This window comes from Serratia proteamaculans, from assembly GCF_949794035.1.
Classification (GTDB): domain Bacteria; phylum Pseudomonadota; class Gammaproteobacteria; order Enterobacterales; family Enterobacteriaceae; genus Serratia; species Serratia proteamaculans.
The window spans coordinates 3,265,438-3,287,168 of record NZ_OX461105.1 but is presented as its reverse complement, the minus strand read 5'-3'; the positions used below and the strand labels follow the sequence as shown (position 1 = coordinate 3,287,168).

General features: G+C 56.1%; 24 protein-coding genes. 8 read left to right on the top strand and 16 right to left on the bottom strand.

The features are described 5' to 3' along the window. Nucleotides 1-11 precede the first annotated feature (11 nt). The 11 genes from fliP to fliF all read right to left on the bottom strand — a co-directional run bounded on the left by fliP (nucleotide 12) and on the right by fliF (nucleotide 9,734). The gene (gene fliP / locus QOT07_RS15335) at nucleotides 12-848 is read right to left on the bottom strand and encodes a flagellar type III secretion system pore protein FliP (protein WP_232519121.1); all 837 of its coding nucleotides are present in this window, start codon (nucleotides 846-848) and stop codon (nucleotides 12-14) included. Beyond that, nucleotides 845-1,249 (bottom strand): flagellar biosynthetic protein FliO, encoded by a 405-nt coding sequence (gene fliO, locus QOT07_RS15330; protein ID WP_099064636.1) that lies wholly within the window; start codon nucleotides 1,247-1,249, stop codon nucleotides 845-847. The genes fliP and fliO overlap by 4 nt, the downstream gene beginning before the upstream one ends. Then, on the bottom strand, nucleotides 1,249-1,662 hold the full coding sequence (fliN, locus tag QOT07_RS15325) for a flagellar motor switch protein FliN (RefSeq protein WP_085117280.1): 414 nt from the start codon (nucleotides 1,660-1,662) through the stop codon (nucleotides 1,249-1,251). Before fliN ends, fliO begins: the two co-directional genes overlap by 1 nt. Next, nucleotides 1,659-2,660 (bottom strand): flagellar motor switch protein FliM, encoded by a 1,002-nt coding sequence (fliM, locus tag QOT07_RS15320; RefSeq protein WP_085117279.1) that lies wholly within the window; start codon nucleotides 2,658-2,660, stop codon nucleotides 1,659-1,661. The genes fliN and fliM overlap by 4 nt, the downstream gene beginning before the upstream one ends. A 5-nt stretch (nucleotides 2,661-2,665) precedes the next feature. Continuing rightward, on the bottom strand, nucleotides 2,666-3,148 hold the full coding sequence (gene fliL, locus QOT07_RS15315; RefSeq protein ID WP_283603471.1) for a flagellar basal body-associated protein FliL: 483 nt from the start codon (nucleotides 3,146-3,148) through the stop codon (nucleotides 2,666-2,668). A 182-nt stretch (nucleotides 3,149-3,330) separates the two neighbouring features. After that, the gene (locus QOT07_RS15310) at nucleotides 3,331-4,557 is read right to left on the bottom strand and encodes a flagellar hook-length control protein FliK (RefSeq protein WP_283603470.1); all 1,227 of its coding nucleotides are present in this window, start codon (nucleotides 4,555-4,557) and stop codon (nucleotides 3,331-3,333) included. Further along, nucleotides 4,554-5,000, bottom strand: a complete 447-nt coding sequence (fliJ, locus tag QOT07_RS15305; RefSeq protein ID WP_099064633.1) for a flagellar export protein FliJ — start codon at nucleotides 4,998-5,000, stop codon at nucleotides 4,554-4,556. The genes QOT07_RS15310 and fliJ overlap by 4 nt, the downstream gene beginning before the upstream one ends. A 22-nt stretch (nucleotides 5,001-5,022) precedes the next feature. Then, on the bottom strand, nucleotides 5,023-6,384 hold the full coding sequence (gene fliI, locus QOT07_RS15300; RefSeq protein ID WP_099064632.1) for a flagellar protein export ATPase FliI: 1,362 nt from the start codon (nucleotides 6,382-6,384) through the stop codon (nucleotides 5,023-5,025). Then, nucleotides 6,384-7,064, bottom strand: a complete 681-nt coding sequence (fliH, locus tag QOT07_RS15295) for a flagellar assembly protein FliH (protein ID WP_283603469.1) — start codon at nucleotides 7,062-7,064, stop codon at nucleotides 6,384-6,386. Before fliH ends, fliI begins: the two co-directional genes overlap by 1 nt. Then, the gene (gene fliG, locus QOT07_RS15290) at nucleotides 7,057-8,049 is read right to left on the bottom strand and encodes a flagellar motor switch protein FliG (protein ID WP_099064630.1); all 993 of its coding nucleotides are present in this window, start codon (nucleotides 8,047-8,049) and stop codon (nucleotides 7,057-7,059) included. The genes fliH and fliG overlap by 8 nt, the downstream gene beginning before the upstream one ends. Next, complete coding sequence (gene fliF / locus QOT07_RS15285; protein WP_261426353.1) at nucleotides 8,046-9,734, bottom strand: flagellar basal-body MS-ring/collar protein FliF; 1,689 nt, start codon at nucleotides 9,732-9,734, stop codon at nucleotides 8,046-8,048. Before fliF ends, fliG begins: the two co-directional genes overlap by 4 nt. 314 nt (nucleotides 9,735-10,048) lie before the next feature. On the opposite strand from fliF, the gene fliE reads away from it, so the two are divergent. Beyond that, on the top strand, nucleotides 10,049-10,363 hold the full coding sequence (fliE, locus tag QOT07_RS15280) for a flagellar hook-basal body complex protein FliE (protein ID WP_129936672.1): 315 nt from the start codon (nucleotides 10,049-10,051) through the stop codon (nucleotides 10,361-10,363). A 111-nt stretch (nucleotides 10,364-10,474) separates the two neighbouring features. Here fliE and QOT07_RS15275 read toward each other — a convergent pair whose 3' ends face one another. The 5 genes from QOT07_RS15275 to fliD form a co-directional block, all read right to left on the bottom strand. Next, nucleotides 10,475-10,927, bottom strand: coding sequence for a PaaI family thioesterase (locus QOT07_RS15275; protein ID WP_207978468.1), 453 nt, complete (start codon nucleotides 10,925-10,927; stop codon nucleotides 10,475-10,477). 694 nt (nucleotides 10,928-11,621) lie between these two features. Further along, entirely contained in the window at nucleotides 11,622-12,488 is an 867-nt protein-coding gene (locus QOT07_RS15270) for a helix-turn-helix transcriptional regulator (RefSeq protein WP_207978470.1), read from the bottom strand. Nucleotides 12,489-12,833: 345 nt separating this feature from the next. Beyond that, entirely contained in the window at nucleotides 12,834-13,202 is a 369-nt protein-coding gene (gene fliT, locus QOT07_RS15265) for a flagella biosynthesis regulatory protein FliT (protein WP_099064624.1), read from the bottom strand. Further along, nucleotides 13,202-13,612, bottom strand: coding sequence for a flagellar export chaperone FliS (fliS, locus tag QOT07_RS15260; protein ID WP_085117266.1), 411 nt, complete (start codon nucleotides 13,610-13,612; stop codon nucleotides 13,202-13,204). Before fliS ends, fliT begins: the two co-directional genes overlap by 1 nt. 26 nt (nucleotides 13,613-13,638) lie before the next feature. Next, complete coding sequence (gene fliD / locus QOT07_RS15255; protein WP_283603468.1) at nucleotides 13,639-15,036, bottom strand: flagellar filament capping protein FliD; 1,398 nt, start codon at nucleotides 15,034-15,036, stop codon at nucleotides 13,639-13,641. A 281-nt stretch (nucleotides 15,037-15,317) separates the two neighbouring features. On the opposite strand from fliD, the gene QOT07_RS15250 reads away from it, so the two are divergent. The 7 genes from QOT07_RS15250 (at nucleotide 15,318) to tcyN (ending at nucleotide 21,641) form a co-directional block, all read left to right on the top strand. After that, nucleotides 15,318-16,565: a FliC/FljB family flagellin gene (locus QOT07_RS15250; protein WP_283603467.1), complete on the top strand. Its 1,248-nt coding sequence runs from the start codon at nucleotides 15,318-15,320 to the stop codon at nucleotides 16,563-16,565. Nucleotides 16,566-16,898: 333 nt separating this feature from the next. Beyond that, nucleotides 16,899-17,621, top strand: a complete 723-nt coding sequence (locus QOT07_RS15245; protein WP_219016513.1) for an RNA polymerase sigma factor FliA — start codon at nucleotides 16,899-16,901, stop codon at nucleotides 17,619-17,621. A gap of 57 nt (nucleotides 17,622-17,678) precedes the next feature. After that, nucleotides 17,679-18,188, top strand: a complete 510-nt coding sequence (gene fliZ, locus QOT07_RS15240) for a flagella biosynthesis regulatory protein FliZ (protein ID WP_099064620.1) — start codon at nucleotides 17,679-17,681, stop codon at nucleotides 18,186-18,188. A gap of 127 nt (nucleotides 18,189-18,315) precedes the next feature. After that, nucleotides 18,316-19,308 (top strand): D-cysteine desulfhydrase, encoded by a 993-nt coding sequence (locus QOT07_RS15235; protein ID WP_283603466.1) that lies wholly within the window; start codon nucleotides 18,316-18,318, stop codon nucleotides 19,306-19,308. 114 nt (nucleotides 19,309-19,422) lie between these two features. Further along, on the top strand, nucleotides 19,423-20,223 hold the full coding sequence (gene tcyJ, locus QOT07_RS15230; RefSeq protein ID WP_099064618.1) for a cystine ABC transporter substrate-binding protein: 801 nt from the start codon (nucleotides 19,423-19,425) through the stop codon (nucleotides 20,221-20,223). Further along, a complete protein-coding gene (tcyL, locus tag QOT07_RS15225; protein WP_037419074.1) occupies nucleotides 20,223-20,885 on the top strand; it encodes a cystine ABC transporter permease in 663 nt (220 codons plus the stop codon). The genes tcyJ and tcyL overlap by 1 nt, the downstream gene beginning before the upstream one ends. 3 nt (nucleotides 20,886-20,888) lie before the next feature. Beyond that, entirely contained in the window at nucleotides 20,889-21,641 is a 753-nt protein-coding gene (tcyN, locus tag QOT07_RS15220; protein WP_099064617.1) for an L-cystine ABC transporter ATP-binding protein TcyN, read from the top strand. Nucleotides 21,642-21,731 lie beyond the last annotated feature (90 nt).

Below are 21,731 nucleotides of genomic sequence, written 5' to 3'. Positions count from 1 at the left end.
ACCAATAAAAACTAGGAATAGAAACTCTGTGCCAGCGAGCCAAGCAGTAACTGCCAGCCATCGACCAACACAAACAGCATCAGTTTGAACGGCAGTGAGATGGTCGCCGGTGGCACCATCATCATCCCCAGCGCCATCAGCACGCTGGCCACCACCAGATCGATAATCAGGAACGGAATAAATACCGTGAAACCGATTTGGAACGCGGTTTTCAGCTCGCTGGTGACGTAAGCCGGCAGCAAAATGCGCATCGGCACCGCCTCCGGTCCTGCCAGCGGCGGCAGGTTGGCGAGCTTGGCATACAGGGCCAGATCGGTTTCCCGCGTTTGGCGCAGCATAAACTCGCGCAGCGGCTGCGAACCTTTATCCATCGCCACGTCCAGGCTGATTTTATCCTGGCTGAACGGCAGATAGGCGTCCTGATAAACCTTGTCGAACACCGGTGACATGATGAAAAAGGTCAGGAACAGCGCCAGACCCAGCATCACCTGATTGGGCGGCGCGGACGGGGTGCCGAGTGCGTTGCGCAGCAGCCCGAGCACGATGATGATACGAGTGAAACTGGTCATCATCAGCAGCATGGCAGGCAGGAAGCTGAGCGAGGTCAGCAGCACCAGCGTTTGTACCGGCAGCGACCAGCTTTGGCCACCGTTGGCTAACGGCTGGCTGATCAAACCGGGCAGTTGCGCGAAAGCCGCGGGGCTTATCAGCAGCAGCGCAGCAGCCAGAAGTTGTTTTCCCCTCACCCCGGCCCTCTCCCAACAAGAGAGGGGGAAGGCGGCGGTTTTCTGCCAATCCGAGCCGAGGGGAGTCATCGTCGGGGATGCCGATTGTTGAGTGCGAGTCATGCCGATTTTTCCGGACGTTTCAGAACTTTTTGCATCAGTTGGCGAAAATCCGCCGGCGCGGTGGCCTCGGCTGCTGTGCTGTCCGCCGCAGGGGCGGGCAGGGTATGCAGCGGGGTGATTTGCTGGGCGGTGACACCCAGCACCAGCAAGGTGTTATCCACCTCGATCACCACCACGCGCTCGCGTTGCCCGACCTGGCAGCTGGCACGCAGGTTTAACAGTTTGTTGTTGCGCGCCTGTGGGGCAAACCCCAGTCGGCGGAACAGCCAGCCGGCCAGCAGGATCAGCAGCAGGATGCCACCGAGCGCAGTGCTGACCTGCGTCAGAACCGAACCGGCCGGCAGTGCCGGCGCGGCAGGTTGTAAGGTGCCCTGGCTGGGCGCGGCGGTGCTTGGGTTCATCAGCGGCTCAGGCGACGCATGCGTTCGGAAGGGGTAATGATGTCGGTGATACGTACACCGAACTTGTCGGCCACCACCACCACTTCGCCCTGGGCAATCAGATAACCGTTGATCATGATATCCAGGGGTTCACCCGCCAGCCCGTCCAGAGCCACGACAGATCCCTGCGACAGGCGCAGCAGCTCCTTGATGGTCATTTTGGTGCGGCCCAGTTCGACGGTCAGTTTGACCGGAATGTCCAGGATCAGATCGATGTCCTGCAGGCTGCCGCTGGCATCCTGCGGTTCCAGCGATTTGAACACCGCGTCGCTGGCAGAGGTTTTTTCGGTAGATTGCTGCTCGTTAAACGCATCAGCCCACAGGTCGTCCACGGATTCCTTTCCTTCGCCAGACGGTTGCTTAGGATCACTCATTTGGGCTGTTCCTCACTCAGAGCATTCAAAATAGGGTTAATCAAATGTTCAACACGCAGGGCGTACTGCCCGTTTAACGTGCCGTATTGGCTGGTCAGAACCGGTACGCCGTCCACGTGGGCGATCAGGCGATCCGGTTTATCAATCGGTAATACATCACCCGGCTGCAGCTTCAGGATTTTTGACAGTCGCATCGGGATATCGACGAAGTTGGCAATCAGCTCCAGTTCGGAATGCTGCACCTGCTTCACCAGCGTTTCGCGCCAGTGGCTGTCCTCCTGCCGTGAGTTTTCCAGCGGCGGGTTGGTCAGCAGTTCACGCAGCGGTTCGATCATGGCAAACGGGATACAGATGTTGAATTCACCGCTCAACGCGCCGATCTCTACCTGGAATGGAGTAGTGACTACAATGTCGTTCGGCGAGGTGGTGATATTGGTGAACTTCACCTGCATTTCGGCGCGCACGTATTCCACGTTGATCTTGTAAATCGCGCTCCAGGCGTCGCCATAGGCGTCCAGCGCCAGGCGCAGCATGCGCTTGATCACCCGTTGCTCAGTAGGCGTGAATTCGCGGCCTTCCACTTTGGTCGGAAAGCGACCGTCGCCGCCAAACAGGTTATCGACGGCGATAAACACCAGGCTCGGTGCGAACACGAACAGCGCGGTACCGCGCAGCGGGTTCAGGTGCACCAGGTTGAGGTTGGTGGGCACCGGCAGGTTGCGGGCAAATTCGTGATACGGCTGGATCTTGATCGGGCCAACGGTAATGTCCGGACTGCGGCGCAACAGGTTGAACAACCCCATGCGGAACTGCCGGGCAAAACGCTCATTGATGATTTCCAGCGCGTGCAGTCGCTCGCGCACCACGCGGCGCTGGGTGGTCGGATCGTACGGCTTGACCTCGCTCTCGTTACTGGCGACCGCTACGGGTTCATCCCCCGCGCTGTCGCCGTTGAGCAAGGCGTCGATCTCTGCCTGTGAAAGAATGCTGTCGCCCATAGTGATTACCGCAATATGAAGGCGGTGAACAGCACGTCGCTGACCACCTGCTTCGGTTGTCCCTTAACCAGCGGCGGGCTAAGCACGTCCTTAATCTGCGCCACCAGTTGCTGTTTCCCTTGTTCACTGCTCAACTGACCCGCTTCCTGACGGGACAGCAGCATCAGCAGACGGCTGCGCACTTCCGGCAGAAAATCGTTCAGTTGGCGGCGGGTATTTTCGTCCGGCAAGCGTAACGTCAGGCCGATATACAACACGCGATCGGGGTTGTTATCCGGCGTCATCAGATTGACGGTAAAGGTGTCCAGCGGCATAAACACCGGCACGGCCGGCGGCTGAGGTTTTTCTGCGGGTTGCGTACCGTTCTGGTGCTGCTTGAGCTGCCACCAGCTGTAACCGGCCGCACCGCAGGCGAGCACGGCTATCAACACCAGCACGATGACCAGAAGGGAGCGTTTTGGTGCTGCCGGTAGGGTATTTTGAGACATAGCTAAATCAAATTCCTGTTGTTATACCCGACGTCCTGCAAGCCGTAGCCTGAAACCCGGCGGGTACATAGCGCGCGCAAAAGCCACACGCATGACATGTAACGGTATTATCGCGCCTATTCCGGCTCACAATAGCCAGAATAGACGGGGAAAAACGTGCCAGCTTGGGCGTTTGCGGCCACTCAGGCGAAAATATCAACGCCGCTGATGCCGCGAGCCATGGCCTGCAATGCCAGAGGGGCGCTGAGCGCCTCTGTGGCCGGTTCGCTGCCACCGTGGCTCTCACGATAATTCGGCCGGCCCTGTTGCTCGCCGTTCTGCTGTTGCGCCTGTTGCCCCTGTGGCATTGACTCACCGCCCACGCTGCTGTGCCCCAGATTGATACCGCTTTCCGCCAGTGCATGGCGCAGTTGCGGCATGGCGGCTTCCACGGCGGCACGCACCTGACCGTGGGCCGAGGCAATGTGCAGCTGTGCCTGGTTGTCATCCAGCTTGAGGGTGATCTGCAACGCCCCCAGTTCCTGCGGATGCAAACGCAGCTCGGCACTTTGCTGGCCGTTGCGATGGAACATCAATACCTGCTGATTCAGCGCCTGCTGCCACTCGGGGCTGCCGAGCTGGGCATTCAACTGTGGCGTGGGTGGGGCGGTGACCAGCGAGGCGGCTGGGGTGGCGGCCAGGGTCGGGCTGGATACCGGCGGGGCCACCAGGTGATTGACCGGCGTTTGCGGTGGCGTATCGGTGCCGAATTTCAATGCAGCGACATCCGGCTTGTCATGGGTTGCCGCGGTCTGTTGTGGCGTGTCGGCGCGACTTTCCATGTTGAGCGGATCTTGGCTCACCGTTGTCGGGTTTTTCTGCGTGTCTGCCAGCGGGCTGCCGGAAGCATCCGAAGATCGGCCCAGAGCGGCGCTCAGCACCGCTGCCGGTTGCGTGGCATTCTGCTCGCCTTCAACGGTCAGTTCAGTGGCTCCGGAAGAACCTGGCATCACCGGCGTGACGGCAATGGGCAGCATGGCGAACAGCGCCTGCAACGTGGCGGCGTCGATCTCACCGGCAGGGCGCAGAGCCGTCTCCTCTGGCGGTTGATTTTTCTGCGGTTCTTCGCCGGGAGCTACGGCGGCGGGCTGACCGTTGCTTAACAGCGACGGCGCTAACAGCCCATCGCGTTCGCCGAAGGCGGCCAGTAGCTGGGTGAGCTGGTTGCGGCTCAGCGGCGCTGACTCCTGGTCTGCGCTCAAGGTCATCGGTGACAGCTTGCCCGCAGCCTTATCGGCAGGCAGCACGCGGGCACCGAGCAGTTGTGCAAAGGCGGACGAAAGGGACGACTCATCCAGCGGCAATGCTGCGTCCGGCAGTAATCCGCTATCGCCCGCGGGCGACATTGCGGGCAAAACGTTGAGGTTCATTGGTGAGTATTCCTTTGTGCACTGCGTTGAGCGAACTCATCCATCAGCTTTTGATCCCGTTTATTCTCCAACTGCAGCTCCGCGCTTTGGGCTCGGGTATGCAGGGTTTCGAAGGCGTTCAGCCGCTGCTGTTTGTCCTGCCAGTGCTTCATCGCGTGGTCGACCTTTTGTCCCCACTGCGTCAGTTGCTGGCGGTGCTGGGTGATGGCCTGCTCCAGCGTGCCGATAAACTGCTGGTAGTTCTGCCAGTTGGATGACTCCATACCGCCACTCAGTTGATTATTCAGCTTCTGGCGGTACTCATCCTGATAATTGAGCAGCATGGAAAGCTGCTGCTCAGCCGCCTGCTGCGCCTTGCGCACCTGGCCCAACTGCTGCGTCGCCTGTTCCACCGCATCCTGCGCCAAATCGCGCAGGGTAATCAGGGGTGACTGTGGTTTCATCGGATTTGCGCCTTTGGTGACGTTAAACGATCAATTGCTGTAACTGTTGGCAGGCGTCGTCGTAACCGCTGCGCTCGAAAATGCCCTGTTGCAGATAGGCTTCCATCTGCGGGTACAGCGCCATCGCCTTGTCCAGCAGTGGATCGCTGCCTGAGACGTAGGCACCGACGCTGATCAAATCGCGGTTGCGTTGATAGCTGGCCAGCATTTGTTTGAAATTGCGTACCCGACGGTAGTGCTCTTCGTCGATCAACGACGTCATGGCGCGGCTGATCGACGCTTCAATGTCGATGGCCGGGTAGTGACCGGCTTCCGCCAATCGCCGCGACAGCACTACGTGGCCATCGAGAATGGCACGCGCCGAATCGGCGATCGGATCCTGCTGGTCATCACCCTCGGTCAGCACGGTATAAAAGGCGGTAATCGAACCGCCACCGCTGATGCCGTTGCCCGCGCGTTCCACCAGTGCCGGCAGTTTGGCGAACACCGAAGGCGGGTAACCTTTGGTGGCCGGTGGCTCGCCGATGGCCAGGGCGATCTCACGCTGGGCCATCGCGTAGCGGGTCAGTGAATCCATAATCAGCAACACGTGCTGGCCGCGATCGCGGAAGTCCTCGGCGATACGGGTGGCATAGGCCGCCCCCTGCATCCGCAGCAGCGGTGAGACGTCCGCCGGTGCGGCGATCACCACCGAGCGTGCCCGGCCTTCAGGGCCGAGGATGTTTTCGATAAAGTCTTTAACTTCGCGGCCGCGTTCACCGATCAGCCCGACGACGATCACGTCGGCCTGGGTGTAACGTGCCATCATGCCCAGCAGCACGCTTTTACCGACGCCAGAACCGGCGAACAGCCCCATGCGCTGGCCACGACCGACGGTCAGCAGGCCATTGATGGTGCGTACACCGACGTCCAGTACCTGTTCGATCGGTGTACGTTGCAGCGGGTTGAACGGGGCGGTGATCAGCGGCGCACGGTAGCCGGTTTCCGGTGCAGGCAGGCCGTCGAGCGGCTTGGCACTGCCGTCCAGCACCCGGCCCAGTAGTGCCGGGCCAAGCGGCAGCTGTTTGCTGGCGCTCTGTCCTTCCGGCGAGACGCGGGCATAAACCCGGGCGCCGGGCACAATGCCTTCCACTTCTTCCAACGGCATCAGGAACAGTCGCTGGCCGTTAAAACCGACCACTTCGCTCTCGACTTCCTGCACTTCACCGCCGTCGTGGCGCTCGATCAGGCAGGTGGCACCGATGGGCAGTTGCAACCCGGTGGCTTCCAGCACCAGCCCGGTTGCGCGCGTCAGGCGGCCGTAGCGACGAACCGTCGGGGCCAGAGTAATACGTTTTTCCAGCGTATCCAGTGAGGTCAGCCAGCGGCCGAGGCGCTGAGTCATTACACCTCTCCCGGAGCTGCCAGACGGCAGAGTTCGTGCCAGCGGGTCGCCAGACTGGCGTCGAGATCGCCCTCATCAGCACTGACCTTACAGCCGCCAGGGTGTAACTGACCGTCCGCCAGCAGCCGCCAGCCGTGCAGGCTTAGCGTGGCACCCAACTGCTGCTCTATCCGATGATAATCATCCGGATGTACGCGCAACTGCGGCTTGCCGCTGAACATCGGCTCCTGTTGGATCAACTGTTGGATCTGCGCCAGCAGCGCGGTGCCATCACACACCGGCGGCTGACCAAGCACCTGTTTGGCGGCGGTCAACGCCAGTTGCATCAGGCGCGAGGCGATCACGCTGTCGAGAGCATCCAGCGTGTGCTGGAATTCAGTCACCAGTTGCTGCTGTTGCTGCGCCTCCAGCAAACCCTGTTGGCGGCCTTCCTCCATTCCGGCCTGGAACCCGGCGTCGTAGCCTTTTTGCTGGCCGTCGGCGTAGCCCAACTGCTGGCCTTGCTGCTCTGCCTGCAGGCGTAACTGGGCCAGTTGCTGTTCCTGAACGACGCTGTCGTCCAGGGGAACGCCGTAAGTTTCCACTACCGGTAACGGCAGGGGGGCGAGTTCCGGTTTCGGTTCGTTCAGGTCATTGAGCGACCAGGGCTGCCAGGGCAGGGTGTTAATGCGATCAGACATAGGTGTCCTCGCCACCGCCGATAATCATTTCGCCGCTCTCTGCCAAACGACGCACCACCAGCAGGATGGCTTTCTGTTCGTTCTCTACCTGCGACATGCGCACCGGGCCACGGTTGGCCAGATCGTCGCGCAGAATATCGGCCGCGCGTTGCGACATGTTCTTGAGGAACTTCTCGCGCAGCGGCTGTTCCGCGCCTTTGAGCGCCACCAGCAAGGATTCGCCTTCCACTTCCTGCAACAGGCGCTGGATGCTGCGGTCGTCGACTTCCACCAGGTTTTCGAACAGGAACATTTCGTCGATGATCTTCTGTGCCAGCTCGCCGTCGTATTCGCGCATGGCGTCGATAACCGCCTCTTCCTGCTGCGTTTTCATCAGGTTGATGATCTCGGCCGCGGTGCGTACCCCGCCCATTTTGCTGCGCTTGAGGTTCTGGCCGTCGAGCAGGTTGTTCAGCACTTCGGTCAGTTCCGCCAACGCTGCCGGCTGCACGCCACCGAAAGTGGCAATACGTAGCATGACGTCGTTGCGCAGGCGTTCGTCGAACAGCGCCAGAATATCTGCCGCCTGGCCACGCTTCAGGTGGACCAGAATGGTGGCGATGATCTGCGGGTGTTCGTCGCGGATCAGATCCGCGGCGCTCATCGGCTCCATAAAGTTGAGCGTTTCCATGCCGGTGGTGGTTTCGCGAGATTCGAGAATATCCTCCAGCAGGCTGGAGGCACGCTCTTCGCCCAACGCCTTGATCAATACCGAACGCAGGTAGTCGCTGGCATTGACGCTCAGTGCTGCGTACTGTTCGGCATCGTCTTCAAACTCGCGCAGTATTTCTTGCAGTTGCTTGTGCGAGACCTGGCTCATGCTGGCCATGGTGCCGCTCAACTGCTGAACTTCACGCGAGGAAAGGTGTTTGAACACCTCGGCAGCGCGATCTTCACCCAGCGTCATCAGCAGGATGGCGCTTTTTTCGGTACCGGTCAGACTCATAATTCGTTACTCATCCATTGGCGGATTACCAGAGCGACCACGCGTGGGTCTTTTTCAGCCAGTTCGCGGATCCGCTGGCTCTGGACTTCTGCACTGACGCGCTGCTGCGATTTGCGGTGCTGCGCCAGCTCCTCATTACTCTGTTTATTGCTGTCGGCCGGTTTGGCCATTGGCGCATTGGCGCTGGCGAGGGCGGCTTTCTGTACCGCCTGACGGTTTTGCAACTGCGGCCGCACCAGTTTGCGCCACAGCAACCAGGCCACCAGCAGGACCAGCAGATAGCGACCGGCATCCAACAGGCGATCGATAAAGCTTTGGCTTTGCCAGAACGGCAGTTCACCGCCGGTGATTTCGTTATCGGTAAACGGTGTGTTGACCACGTTGAGGGTATCGCCACGGCTGCTGGAGAAGCCCATGGACTCACGTACCAGCGATTCGATCTGCGCCAACTGCTCTTTGCTCATCGGCAGCGGTTTGCCTTCTTTATCGGTGCCGCGATAGTTGACCACCACCGCCACCGACAGCCGCTGTACCGTCCCGGCCTTCTGCTGGGTATGGCGAATGGTGCGATCGACCTCATAGTTGGTGGTTTCATCGCTGCGCGTATTCTGTGGCCCTGACGCCGCACTGCGGGTTGCCGTGGCATTCGGTTTGGCGGCGTCGGCGTTGGTGCCGGCAGCCGGTTTGGCGGTTTCAATCGGCGCGGCAGCCGGTGCGCTAGGCTGGTTGGACAGTGCGCCCGGCACGCCACCGACCAGTGGTCCGCCAATTTGGTCGCTTTGGCTCAGCTGTCTGGAGCGTACGGCGGCCTTATTGGGCTGTTGGTTCGGCTGGTATTCTTCGTCAGTTTGCTCGCGGGTGGCGAAGTCGATCTGTGCGGTGACCTGCGCACGGACGTTGCCGTTACCGACCATCGGCGCCAGGATTGCTTCGATGCGACGCTGATAGCGATTTTCCACTTCACCGGCGTACTTCAACTGTGCCGCGTTCAGATCACGCCCGGTGCCGTCAGACTGGGTCAACAGGCGGCCGGACTGATCGACCACCGTGACGTTGCCCGGCGGTAAACCGGCAACGCTGCTCGAAACCATATAAACGATGGCGTTGATCTGACCGTCATCCAACGCGCGGCCGGCTTGCAGCGTCAGGGTCACGGAGGCGGAAGGGGATTTTTGTTCGCGGACAAACAGCGAGGGTTTTGGCAGAGCCAGATGCACGCGGGCGTTTTGTACCGGCCCCAGGGATTCGATGGTGCGTGACAGTTCGCCTTCCAGCGCGCGCTGATAGTTGATTTGCTCACTGAACTGGCTGATACCGAATTTTTCCTGATCCAGCAGTTCGAAACCCACTGCGCCACCTTTCGGCAGACCCAGCTGCGCCAGTCGCAGGCGGGTTTCATGTACTTTATCGGCCGGGATCAGCAGCGCCGCGCCGTTTTCGGCAAAGCGGTAGGGGATGTTCATCTGCGTCAGTTGGGTGACGATGGCACCCCCGTCGCGATCGTTAATGTTGCTGTACAGTACGCGGTAATCTGGGCTTTTTGCCCATAACAGCAGCGCAACCACAATGGCGATGGCGGCGGAAGCGGCGATCAGCAGTGGGATTTTCGGGTTGGCGCGCAGACGGTCCCACAGGGCTTGCAGACCATTATCGCGGTTTTCGGTGGCGGAGATTGAAGCACTCATTTTAGCCAGTGTCCTTCAATGACGCTCAGGATCCGGTGCGGGCCACGGCGTAGCTCCCTGCCAGGCTGATGAACGATGTGGTTAGCGTTGTGTGACAAAACAGACTCCCTGATACACATTTCTTCTAAATAGCGGCGCTCCCATTTCTGGGCATGCCATTATTTCCCCTTACTCACTATTTCGATGGCCCGATAAGCCGGGTTTTTTGCAGTTAATTAGCCGCTTTAGGATAAAAATGCTGTGTTAGGGTGTGCAGCATCAAAGTAGTGCCTGCCGCCACAACGGCAGGTAGCCGCGTTTTTATTGAGGTCACGATGGCAATTCAGGGTATTGAAGGGGTGTTGCAACAGTTGCAAGCCACGGCGATTCAGGCAGGGCAGCTCGGACAAGGCGCTGGTGCGCCAGGCGTCAGTTTTGCCAGCGAACTGAAAGCGGCGATCGGCAAGATCAGCGATACCCAGCAGACCGCACGCAAGCAGGCGCAGGATTTTGAGGTCGGCGTCCCCGGCATCAGCCTGAATGATGTGATGGTCGATCTGCAAAAATCATCAATCTCGCTGCAGATGGGTGTGCAGGTGCGTAATAAGCTGGTTTCCGCTTACCAGGAAGTGATGAATATGGCGGTGTGATTGACTAAGATTTTTGAAATTATTGATAAATATTAACGATTACCTGGGGTGTATTTCTGGTTTGACAGGGAACCCCCGCCTAGCGAGGGTTTGGTTGGCTGTGAGCCTCTGTTACTGATTGTCTTTTAGGCCAGGCCTGATAATGAAGCAGGTTGCGGTCGCTGTGGCTAATAGTTTCCCATCGCCGCTTTTCAAACTTCCTTCTGACACTCCAAGATTTTTTGATATGTGTACAATTCGGCCTTCTGCAATAAGATCTGTATCTTTTGGAACGGGCCGAAGCATTTTAACTTGTAGGTCAACGGTGCCATAGCCAACCCCGGCCTCCAGGGTACTATGCACGGCACAACCAGTAACCGAGTCTAATACTGTTGCGGCAAATCCCCCGTGAACCCCACCAAGTGGATTGAGGTGCCTCTGGTCTGCTCTTGCAACGATCTTCACATATCCTTCTTCAATTGAAACTGCTTTCATTGGTACGGTTTCAGCAATTGAGGCTCGGGGAAGTTTTCCTGCTTCTGCAGCAAGTAAGAGTTCCAGCCCGGTCATTTTTGTCGGATCCATCGTTTTTCCTCTGGTGAACTATTGAATACTTATATAGTAGAGGTCTGACCTGATGGGTTGTCTTTAAGTGCTTAGTTGGCGGTTTATTCATCACTGCAACCATCCCCTGAATCTGCGAATAGCTGTATTGCTCTGGGTTCTGGTAAATTTCGTTTCAGTGTTCAGCCGTGATTGTCGCTATTTGGCCCTTGCTATTACTTTCCGAGATCAGAAACGACAAATGGGCGACCAATCGCCAGAGCATGAGGACAGAAACCCCGGTTCAACTCACATTGCGGCACTTGTTACCGAGCTATAATTTCCGGGTTAAGGATGTTTTGATTACCGGGAAAGACAATGAGCAGCAAAAGTGAACAAAGATGGCGGCTGTTGAGTATTTTAATTCTGGCCGTTTTGGTCGTATTAATAATCGTTTTAATTAAACAAAGTTAAAAATACGGGCCACAGGTTGTGGCCTTGCTGATTTATTTTCCCGCCAGTATCCGCATGACGTCTTCTTCGTACGTCAGGCCCAGCAGCCAGATGCCAAGCAGCAAGACGGCCAGGGAAAACAGCAGTTTTTCGTTGAGCATGGCTTATCCCTCCTGATTGCGTTAACGCTCGCCGATGCTATCTCACCCCGCGGTTTTCCGCTAACCCGACCTGCATAAACCACGATTCCATTGTTCAATGATTTAACTTACGCCCGTGGTCATCAGTCCCGCGCTTCCATCAAGCTGAAATGGTCGGGACGAATGGTGCTGGGTTCCATGGCTCGTTGATGCCCGCGAATGGCGGTGGGGGCAAAGCCGAAGCGTTTGCGAAAGCGTTCGGCGAACCGCGAAGAGCTTTCATAACCGACGTGCTGGGCGATGGCGGATATTGGCCAGTCAGTGGACTGTAACAAGGTCAGTGCACTGTTCATGCGCACGTCGATCATCAGATTACGCAAGGAGGTGTTTTCCGCCGACAGCTTGCGACGTAACATGACCTCGCTCATCGACAAGGTGTCCGCGACCTCGGCCGCCGTCCAGATGTTGTGCGGATCGGTTGCCAGACAACGTCGCACCCGTTGGGTTAAATTTCTAACCTCGTTATGCACGAAGTTGATATTGAACTGCTTCAACCACAGCAAGATTTCCAGCATTTTGTGGCGAATAATGACAGTAGGGAAACGGTGTTTAAGCGCCAGCGCCAGGCTGGTGGTTTCAAAACTGTGCATGAGGGCGCAGGGCAGGTTGCGTAGTGCCAATACCGGGTCGAAGGCCGTAGGGGCCAGGGTTTCCGCCTGGGTCGGTTGTGCCGCAAACAGTAACGGATCGCAGGTCAGCAACTGGCAACTGAATACCCCTTCCTCTGAGGGCTCGTTAATAATGTCCACGGTTTGCCCTCCGTCGATAATCAACAACTCCCCGCTCTGAGCCACCACTTCACGCTGTTGCCAACGCACGCGTTTGTGGCCTTGCTGTACCAAATACAGATGGGGGTGTTCAAAATAGACTGAAGGGAATAATAATTCAGTATGCTGAATGATGTGCGCCGAGGCACCAATTCCAGGACAAAGATTAATTGTACGTTCCATCGATATTCATTTCGCAGCCATTATCTGAGAATATCTTTACGCTTTGATTGGCGTTGGAGCAACATTTTTCCATGCGTTGTGAAACACAACGACGTGTTTTATCTATCAAAAATCAATTTCCTGCTGAACAGAAAACGTCCGTGTCGGCGTAATATTTATCCGTCTCGTAGGGGCGTTACATGCTGCGCCCGTGTTAGTCGGGGCAATATATTCGCCCTACGGGCCCAGAGTGATCAATATGTTGAATGTATATAATTCAAATGCCATGGATTAATATCCTGACTTAACCGGAGAATAATAGTGCATGCTGCTATTTATTCCGCCATTACCATTATTGTTAAGCGTTTATCTGATTTGCGGCTCTCCCAACAGCAGGGCGCGGTCGTGAAACTGTCCATAGGTGTTGTTAACCACGTTCTGTCGCGTTGACTGGCCGATCAATTCTTTCAATTGGTCCATGCGTTGTTGCAGCAGGCGTTTGAGCTCGGTTTCATTGTCCAGGATCTGTTGCAGCTTATTGCGCAACAACTCCTGCAGCGCCATGGACGGGCCGGCCTGACCGGTGAAGGCGGCGGTGCTTTCCACCGCCGTCACGTAAGCCAGCTCCAATTCGATCAGATCTTCCCATCTTTCGGTTTGCGCCAGGGCGATCATCTGGCTGCTCAGGCTATATATTTGTTGATACGCGGCTAGCAGTTGCTGTTGACGTTCCATTATACGGCGTCCTGAGAGGGGTGATAATTGGGGCCAATCTGGCGCCAGGCATCGGCAATATTTTCCAGCAGTTTGACCACTTCGTCGATCGCCGCTTCGTCATTATGCAGGTTGGCCTGCATCAGGCGGCGCTTCATATAGTCATACAGCGCCGCCAGATTATCGGCCATTTCGCCGCCCTGCTGGGGATCGAGACCGCTTTTCAGGCCGTTATCGATAATATTGATGGCCTTTGACAGTGCCAGCCCCTTGCCGGCGATATCTCCCTGTTTCATCAGAATGCGTGCGCGTAACAGGGCGCTAAGCGCCCCGTCGAAAAGCATCACGATTAACTGATGCGGGCTGGCGCTCATTACGCCGCTTTCCAGACTGACCTGGGCGTAGGCTTGAGTTCCGCTTCGGTTATACATGCGATTTATTACCTGGTTAAAAAGTTCTATTTGAACTGTTGGGTTAAATAATTACCTGTACTGCCCAACTTGGACATCATGGTATCCAGTTGAACGAATTGTTGTTTATAGCGATCTATGGTGTTTTGAATGCTGGCTGTCACTGTGGTGATCTGGCTGTTCAGGCGGTCGAGGTTTGTATTGATGCTTTTGGTCGAGTTCTCGATGATGCCGCCGGCCTTGATGTAGTTCTGGATCTCGTTATGGATCTCGGTGGCCATGCCGGTGTCTTTACCGTTACCGGCGAAGAAGTTGGCGACTTGTGCCGGCTTTTCATCGATGGCTTTGTTCAGTTTGGTACTGTCGATCTCCAGCTTGCCGGTTTTGGTGTTGGTCGAGATCCCCAGATTGCCGAGACCCTTCAGCTCCGGGTTGTCTTGTGCGGCGCTGAGTGCGCTTTTGATCGACGACTGAATGCCACGCAGGGTGTTATCGCCCAGCAACGCGCCGTTTTTGGCATTCTGCGCTTCGCCGGTTTTGACCGGAGTAAATTTGCTCAGCGAGTTAAAGGTGTCCAGCAGCGAGTTATAGTTATCTACCCAGCTTTTAATTTTGTCGGCGGTGCCGGTTTTATCGGTGCTGATCACCAGGTTTTGTGGTGCATCAGCTTTGGTGGTGGTTTTCAGATCGATAGTGACGCCCTGCAACGCATCGGCAATCGAGTTGGTGCTGCGTTTAATTGGCGTGCCGTTAACCTCGATCTCGGCATCCTGACCGGCCACGGTTTGCTTCATCGCACCGCTTTTGGCCTTGTTGTCGTAGTTGAGGATAGCGCCCAGCTTATCGTCATTGTTGACCTGCACCGAGACGGTGTTTTTCTCCCCGGTGGTGGTGGAGCTGAGTGCCAACTGGTAGTCGTTGTCCCCGACACGCATGATACTGGCGTTGACACCGGCCTTGGCGTTGTTTATCGCATCGCGCATTTCCACCAATGAGGTTTGGTCGTCGCTCAGTGGGATCTTCACGTCTTTTTGCGGATTGCCGGCGGTGATAGTGATTGAGCGGTCGCTGTTGCCAGGTGTGCCCAATTTTGCTGTCTGATCGGCAATCGGAGTTTGGGTGGTCAGCGTTTGCGGCTGAGCCAGCGCGATCACCTTAACGATGTAGTTGCCTGCCACGGCTTTGTCCGTAGTGGTGATGGCGAACTGATCGTGTTTGCTGGCGGTGGTGTTGTTGAAAAACGTCGGTTTTGCCAGCTCTTTACTTAAGTTATCGAACTTTTCCAGTGAGCCTTTCAGGGTGCCGTAAGCGGTCAACTGGGCGTTGTAGCTGGTTTGCTGGGTGGTGTACGGCGTCAGACGCTGCTGTTCCGCTTTGCTCAGCTTGTCCAGCAAGCCGTTGAGGTCGAGTCCTGAGCCGATGCCTAATGAACTGATCGATGCCATTGGTAATTCTCCTTAATCATGACTTTATTCGCTTTACGCGTTTATCGGCCCAGCGGAGAAAAAGTTTACCGAAAAATTAAAAAAGTGATGACGCAATAGAAGAAGGAAAAACCGCGTTATTTCTGCCATTGCGGTGAAAAGAAAAAAAAACAAAAAATTTCTAAAGGTTGCAGGGGGAGGGCCGATACCTGATGGGACGGTGGTTGACGCCGTGGGCAAAGTAGCCCGAACCTTTTAACCACATTGCGAAGATCGCAACTGATTCGTAAGGAAAGCATACAATGGCACAAGTAATTAATACCAACAGCCTGTCGCTGATGGCGCAGAACAACCTGAACAAATCTCAGTCTTCTTTGGGTACTGCGATCGAGCGTCTGTCTTCTGGTCTGCGTATCAACAGCGCCAAGGATGATGCCGCGGGTCAGGCCATCTCTAACCGTTTCACCGCTAACATCAAGGGTCTGACTCAGGCTTCTCGTAACGCTAACGACGGTATCTCTCTGTCACAGACCACTGAAGGCGCACTGAACGAAGTCAACGACAACCTGCAGAATATCCGTCGTCTGACCGTGCAGTCTCAGAACGGTTCTAACTCTTCCAGCGACCTGAAATCCATCCAGGACGAAATCACCCAGCGTCTGTCTGAGATCAACCGCATCTCTGAACAAACTGACTTCAACGGCGTGAAAGTGCTGAGCAGCGACCAGAAGCTGACCATCCAGGTCGGCGCTAACGATGGCGAAACCATCGATATCGACCTGCAAAAAATCGATGCTAAACAACTGGGTCTGGAAACCTTCAGCGTTAGCGGCGGTATTGATAAAACTAAAGTTGGCGCTGTTGTGACCGAAGCCCCTACCGGCAAAAGCGTTGCTATTGACACTAACGGTAAGAAAGCGGGTACCGATGACCCGGCTAAATACGTCAAAGACGATAAAACTGGCGACATTTATGCAGCGGATACTACCGGTGACTTCTATAAGGCAACCATTGGCAATGATGGTAAAGTTACCACTATTGATACCACTAAAGTTGCTGATGCAACGCTGAAAACCAGTCTGACTGCGGCACCTGCCGTTAGCAGCATCCAGGAAAAAGTTGCAGTATCCGGCGATACAGCAGATACCGACAACCTGAAAGCTTACGATGGCGGTAAATCTTATGTGATCGAAGACGGCGGCAAATTCTTTAAAGCTGCGGTTGCTAACGATGGCAAGGTTACCCGTGGCGAAGAGCTGAGCACTGAGCCTAAGACTGCCGACCCACTGGCAACTCTGGACAAAGCATTGGCTCAGGTTGACGGTCTGCGTTCTTCCCTGGGTGCGGTACAGAACCGTTTCGATTCTGTTATCAACAACCTGAACAGCACTGTGAACAACCTGTCTGCTTCCCAGTCCCGTATTCAGGATGCTGACTACGCGACCGAAGTGTCCAACATGAGCCGTGCCAACATCCTGCAACAGGCTGGCACCTCTGTTCTGGCACAGGCTAACCAGTCTACTCAGAACGTGTTGTCCCTGCTGCGTTAATCGACTCTCCCCGATTAACCTGTCGCAAAAAGAACCCCGCTTCGGCGGGGTTTTTATATGGTGACAAACACCCGAAAAACGTGGTTTTCGGATGTTTGGGTAAACCAGAAGGCATAATCCTTTGTTTCTATTGGCACTCAAACAGTACTTTTAACCACAAAGGACTTTGTCAGCATTCTGACCCCGCTTCGGCGGGGTTTTTTTTATGGTCGCGCGCTGTGCAGGTATTGCATGGCGCAAATAAGGCCTGTTTTGTACGACTGTTCAGCCGATTGGCATTTTGCCCCCTACGGATAATAGCGCTGACTCTCTTATCCGCAGGTTTTAGACATAGTGAGCGATTTGTATACCGCCGAAGGCGTGATGGACAAAAATTCTCTTTGGTTGCGCTACGTTCCGTTAGTGCGCCACGAGGCGTTGCGCCTGCAGGTCAGGTTACCCGCCAGCGTGGAGCTTGACGATCTGCTGCAGGCCGGGGGGATAGGGCTGTTGAACGCCGTCGAGCGTTACGACGCCCTGCAGGGAACTGCCTTTACCACCTATGCGGTGCAACGCATCCGTGGCGCCATGCTCGATGAGCTGCGTAGCCGCGATTGGGTGCCGCGCAGCGTTCGTCGCCATGCGCGTGAAGTGGCGCAGGTGATGCGTCAGTTGGAACAACAGCTAGGCCGTCCGGCCAGCGAAGTGGAAGTGGCGCAGACGCTAAACCTGTCACTGGATGAGTACCGTCAAATTCTGTTGGACACCAATAACAGCCATCTTTTCTCCTATGACGAATGGCGGGAAGAGCATGGTGAAAGCGCGGAGCCGCTGCTGGAAGGGCACGAAGAGGCCAATCCGTTACATCATCTGCTGGAGGGCAATCTGCGCCAACGGGTGATAGACGCCATTGAGGCATTGCCGGAACGCGAAAAAATGGTGCTGACGCTGTATTACCAGGAAGAGTTGAATCTGAAAGAGATCGGCGCCGTGCTGGACGTGGGGGAATCGCGTGTCAGCCAACTGCATAGCCAGGCGATCAAACGCCTGCGTGCCCGTCTGGCGAACGAGAACTGACATGTATTCAACCCTGATCCTTCAATCCGATCACCCTTGCGATAACCGGACTGCCTAATGCCAGCAATACTGTTGAAAAAGCGGCCGCTGAGCCGTTATTTGAAAGATTACAAACACAGCCAGACTCATTGTTCCCAGTGCGGCAAGATATTGGATCGCATGGCGCTGGTGTTTCGTGGCAAGATCATCAACAAAGACGCCATTGCGCGTATGGACCAGCCGATCGACGATCACGTCTGGCTGAATGTACAGAATGAGCTGACCGCGCTGTGCCGCTTTTGCAGTGAAATTTCCTGCAACAGCCATCCGAGCTATTTCGACATTATGGCCTTCAAGCAGTATCTGTTTGAGCAGACCGAAATGAGCCACAGCACCATCCGCGAATATGTGGTGCGCCTGCGCCGGCTGGATGAAATGCTGGTAGAGCGCAACTATCCGGCCGACAAGTTCGCCAGTAATGCCAGCCATCAACGCATCATTGAAGAGTTGCCTTCTGCGGCGCACAACAATTACCGCATTGCCCTGCGTAAATACGACCAGTATCTCGCCTGGCAAAAAAGCTACTGATCCGCTCTCCCCGGCGCACCAGCCGGGGTTTTCGTCTTCCCCCCATCACTAATAAAGAGTGATTATTAGGTTCACATCTGCTAAATCTATCCTTTAGCTGTTGATACCTTATTCCCTGGGGGAAGTTGTGAATCTGCAACAAAAATTGGCGCAGTTCCCGCGCCTCGATTTAGTCGGCTCTGCCACACCGCTCGAAAAACTGTCTCGCCTCTCAGACTACCTTGGCCGTGAAATTTACATCAAACGTGACGACGTCACGCCGATGGCGATGGGCGGTAATAAACTGAGAAAGCTGGAGTTTCTGGCTGCCGAAGCCCTGCGTCAGGGGGCCGATACGCTGGTCACTGCCGGGGCAATCCAATCCAATCACGTGCGCCAAACGGCGGCGGTGGCGGCCAAACTGGGCCTGCACTGCGTAGCATTGCTGGAAAACCCAATCGACACCCAGGAAGAGAATTACCTGACCAACGGCAACCGCCTGCTGCTTGGGTTGTTCAACGCGCAGGTGGAGATGTGCGAAGCGCTGCATGACCCACAGCAGCAGTTGGCCGATTTGGCGACGCGCCTGGAGGCACAGGGTTTCCGCCCTTATGTGGTGCCGGTCGGCGGCTCTAACGCATTGGGTGCGTTGGGTTATATACAGTGTGCGCTGGAAATTGCCGAACAGAGTCGCCTCAGCAATGTCGCGTTCAGCTCCGTGGTGGTGGCGTCCGGCAGTGCAGGAACCCATGCCGGGCTGGCGGTCGGTTTGCAGCAACTGTTGCCAGAGACTGAGCTGATCGGTGTGACCGTTTCACGCAAAGTCATCGACCAACTGCCCAAGGTGGAACTGATCCAAAAAGCGCTGGCCTGTTCGTTGGGCATCGATGAACTGGCGCCCATCACCCTGTGGGATGATTATTTTGCACCGCAGTACGGCATGCCGAATGAAGAAGGGCTGGCGGCCATACAGCTGCTGGCGCAGCAGGAAGGGGTGTTGCTGGATCCGGTGTATAGCGGCAAGGCGATGGCGGGTTTGATCGACGGTGTAGCCCAGCAACGTTTCCGTGATGACGGCCCGATTTTGTTTATCCATACCGGCGGTGCGCCGGCGCTCTTCGCCTACCATCCGCAGGTGTGAGCAAAGTTTGTTATTCCATTTTGAACTATATTTATAAGGTTATATTCCTTCAAGCAGGCGGTCACACTGTTAAAGTGCTGATATCAAAAAAGATAAATAACAGATGGGGTGTTTATGATGTTTTCTAAAGTTCGTCGTCAACTGCTGCTGGGTGTGATGGGCGTTGCGCTGACGGCGGGGTTGAGCACGCAAACCTATGCCGCCGATAACCTGCTGGAGCAGGTGAAGCATCACGGTACTCTGGTTGTTGGGCTGGAAGGCACTTACCCGCCGTTCAGCTTCCAGGGTGAAGACGGCAAGCTGACGGGTTTTGAAGTGGACTTCGCCAACGCGCTGGCGCAGCATCTTGGCGTGAAAGCCAAACTGAACCCGACCAAGTGGGACGGCATGCTGGCCTCGCTGGATTCAAAACGTATCGACGTGGTGATCAACCAGGTGACCATTTCCCCGGAGCGTCAGAAGAAATATGATTTCTCCACGCCTTACACCGTCTCCGGTATTCAGGCGCTGGTGAAGAAGGGCAATGAAGGCACCATCACCAAGCCGGAAGATCTGAAAGGCAAGAAAGTCGGCGTCGGCCTGGGCACCAACTACGAACAGTGGCTGCGTGACAATGTGCAGGGCGTTGACGTGCGCACCTATGATGATGACCCGACCAAATACCAGGATCTGCGCGTAGGCCGTATCAATGCCATTCTGGTTGACCGTTTGGCGGCGTTGGATCTGGTGAAGAAAACCGGCGATACGCTGGCGGTAGCCGGCCCGGCGTTCTCTCGTCAGGAGTCTGGCGTAGCGGTGCGTAAAAACAACCCGGAACTGCTGGCTGCGATCAACCAGGCGATTGCCGAAATGCAAAAAGACGGCTCGCTGGCGAAGATCTCTGACAAATGGTTTGGCGCGGACGTAACTAAATAATGCACGAAAGTATCCAACTGGCGCTGGATTCAGCGCCATTTTTATTGAGGGGCGCGATACTCACTCTCCAGCTCAGTCTGGGGGGCATGGCGCTCGGTTTATTGCTCGGTTTTCTGCTGGCGCTGATGCGCCTTTCGCCATTATGGCCACTGTCGTGGTTGTCGCGCTTCTACGTGTCGTTGTTCCGTGGCACGCCGCTGATTGCCCAGCTGTTCATGATTTACTACGGTCTGCCGCAGTTCGGTATCGAGTTTGATCCCTTCCCGGCGGCGCTGATTGGCCTGTCGCTGAATACGGCAGCCTATACCTCGGAAACCCTGCGTGCGGCGATTTCGTCGATCGAAAAAGGGCAGTGGGAAGCCGCGGCCAGCATCGGTATGACTCGTTGGCAGACGCTGCGTCGGGTGATCCTGCCGCAGGCGGCGCGTACTGCATTACCTCCGTTGGGCAACAGCTTTATCGGCCTGGTGAAAGACACCTCGCTGGCGGCGACCATTCAGGTACCGGAGCTGTTCCGTCAGGCACAGTTGATTACCTCGCGTACGCTGGAAGTGTTCACCATGTATCTGGCGGCCTCGCTGATTTACTGGGTGATGGCGACTTTGCTTTCTGCGCTGCAAAATCGTCTGGAAGCGCACGTCAACCGCCAGGATCAGGAGTAACGCATGAGTGCCATTGAAGTGAAACAGCTGACCAAGCAGTTCAAAGGTCAAACGGTGCTGCATGGGATCGACCTGGAGGTCAGTGCGGGTGAAGTGGTGGCGATTATCGGGCCCAGCGGCTCGGGTAAAACCACCTTGCTGCGCTGTATCAACCTGCTGGAGGTGCCGGATTCCGGTACGATCCGCGTTGGTGATATTCAGATCGACAGTTCCAAACCGCTGAGCAAACAGAAAAATCAGGTGCGTGCGTTGCGCCAGCAAGTGGGCTTTGTGTTCCAGAGCTTCAATCTGTTCCCGCACCGTTCGGTGCTGGAGAATATTATTGAAGGGCCGGTCATCGTTAAAGGCGAGTCGAAAGCCAGCGCAGAACAGCGTGCGCGGACATTGTTGGCGAAGGTAGGGTTGAACGGCAAAGAGTCAGCTTATCCACGTCGTCTTTCCGGTGGGCAACAGCAGCGGGTGGCGATAGCCCGCGCGCTGGCGATGCAACCGGAAGTGATCCTGTTCGATGAACCGACTTCTGCACTCGATCCAGAACTGGTGGGCGAAGTGCTCAACACCATCCGTTCGCTGGCGGAAGAAAAGCGCACCATGGTGATCGTGACACACGAAATGAGCTTTGCCCGTGACGTAGCCGACCGCGCCATTTTCATGGATCACGGCCGTATCGTTGAGCAGGGTCCGGCGAAAGAGCTGTTCGCCAATCCTCAACACCAGCGCACCCAGCAATTCCTCGATAAATTTCTCAATCAGTAACCTGTAGAGGCCGAACATGTTCGGCCCACCGGATGTTGGCCAAGAAAAAAGGGCACAGCCATTACGCTGCGCCCTTGGGCTGATTAACTG

Excerpts from the sequence above, each read along its gene's own strand:
- fliM (WP_085117279.1), bottom strand. The coding sequence starts at position 2,660 with ATGGGCGACAGCATTCTTTCACAGGCAGAGATCGACGCCTTGCTCAAC.
- fliI (WP_099064632.1), bottom strand. The coding sequence starts at position 6,384 with ATGACTCAGCGCCTCGGCCGCTGGCTGACCTCACTGGATACGCTGGAA.
- fliJ (WP_099064633.1), bottom strand. The coding sequence starts at position 5,000 with ATGAAACCACAGTCACCCCTGATTACCCTGCGCGATTTGGCGCAGGAT.
- fliZ (WP_099064620.1), top strand. The coding sequence starts at position 17,679 with ATGCCAGCAATACTGTTGAAAAAGCGGCCGCTGAGCCGTTATTTGAAA.
- fliG (WP_099064630.1), bottom strand. The coding sequence starts at position 8,049 with ATGAGTCTGACCGGTACCGAAAAAAGCGCCATCCTGCTGATGACGCTG.
- fliF (WP_261426353.1), bottom strand. The coding sequence starts at position 9,734 with ATGAGTGCTTCAATCTCCGCCACCGAAAACCGCGATAATGGTCTGCAA.
- tcyN (WP_099064617.1), top strand. The coding sequence starts at position 20,889 with ATGAGTGCCATTGAAGTGAAACAGCTGACCAAGCAGTTCAAAGGTCAA.
- fliN (WP_085117280.1), bottom strand. The coding sequence starts at position 1,662 with ATGAGTGATCCTAAGCAACCGTCTGGCGAAGGAAAGGAATCCGTGGAC.
- fliS (WP_085117266.1), bottom strand. The coding sequence starts at position 13,612 with ATGTATAACCGAAGCGGAACTCAAGCCTACGCCCAGGTCAGTCTGGAA.
- fliT (WP_099064624.1), bottom strand. The coding sequence starts at position 13,202 with ATGGAACGTCAACAGCAACTGCTAGCCGCGTATCAACAAATATATAGC.
- QOT07_RS15270 (WP_207978470.1), bottom strand. The coding sequence starts at position 12,488 with ATGGAACGTACAATTAATCTTTGTCCTGGAATTGGTGCCTCGGCGCAC.
- fliO (WP_099064636.1), bottom strand. The coding sequence starts at position 1,249 with ATGAACCCAAGCACCGCCGCGCCCAGCCAGGGCACCTTACAACCTGCC.
- fliP (WP_232519121.1), bottom strand. The coding sequence starts at position 848 with ATGACTCGCACTCAACAATCGGCATCCCCGACGATGACTCCCCTCGGC.
- QOT07_RS15310 (WP_283603470.1), bottom strand. The coding sequence starts at position 4,557 with ATGAACCTCAACGTTTTGCCCGCAATGTCGCCCGCGGGCGATAGCGGA.
- tcyL (WP_037419074.1), top strand. The coding sequence starts at position 20,223 with ATGCACGAAAGTATCCAACTGGCGCTGGATTCAGCGCCATTTTTATTG.
- fliD (WP_283603468.1), bottom strand. The coding sequence starts at position 15,036 with ATGGCATCGATCAGTTCATTAGGCATCGGCTCAGGACTCGACCTCAAC.
- fliE (WP_129936672.1), top strand. The coding sequence starts at position 10,049 with ATGGCAATTCAGGGTATTGAAGGGGTGTTGCAACAGTTGCAAGCCACG.
- fliL (WP_283603471.1), bottom strand. The coding sequence starts at position 3,148 with ATGTCTCAAAATACCCTACCGGCAGCACCAAAACGCTCCCTTCTGGTC.
- QOT07_RS15275 (WP_207978468.1), bottom strand. The coding sequence starts at position 10,927 with ATGGATCCGACAAAAATGACCGGGCTGGAACTCTTACTTGCTGCAGAA.
- tcyJ (WP_099064618.1), top strand. The coding sequence starts at position 19,423 with ATGATGTTTTCTAAAGTTCGTCGTCAACTGCTGCTGGGTGTGATGGGC.
- QOT07_RS15250 (WP_283603467.1), top strand. The coding sequence starts at position 15,318 with ATGGCACAAGTAATTAATACCAACAGCCTGTCGCTGATGGCGCAGAAC.
- fliH (WP_283603469.1), bottom strand. The coding sequence starts at position 7,064 with ATGTCTGATCGCATTAACACCCTGCCCTGGCAGCCCTGGTCGCTCAAT.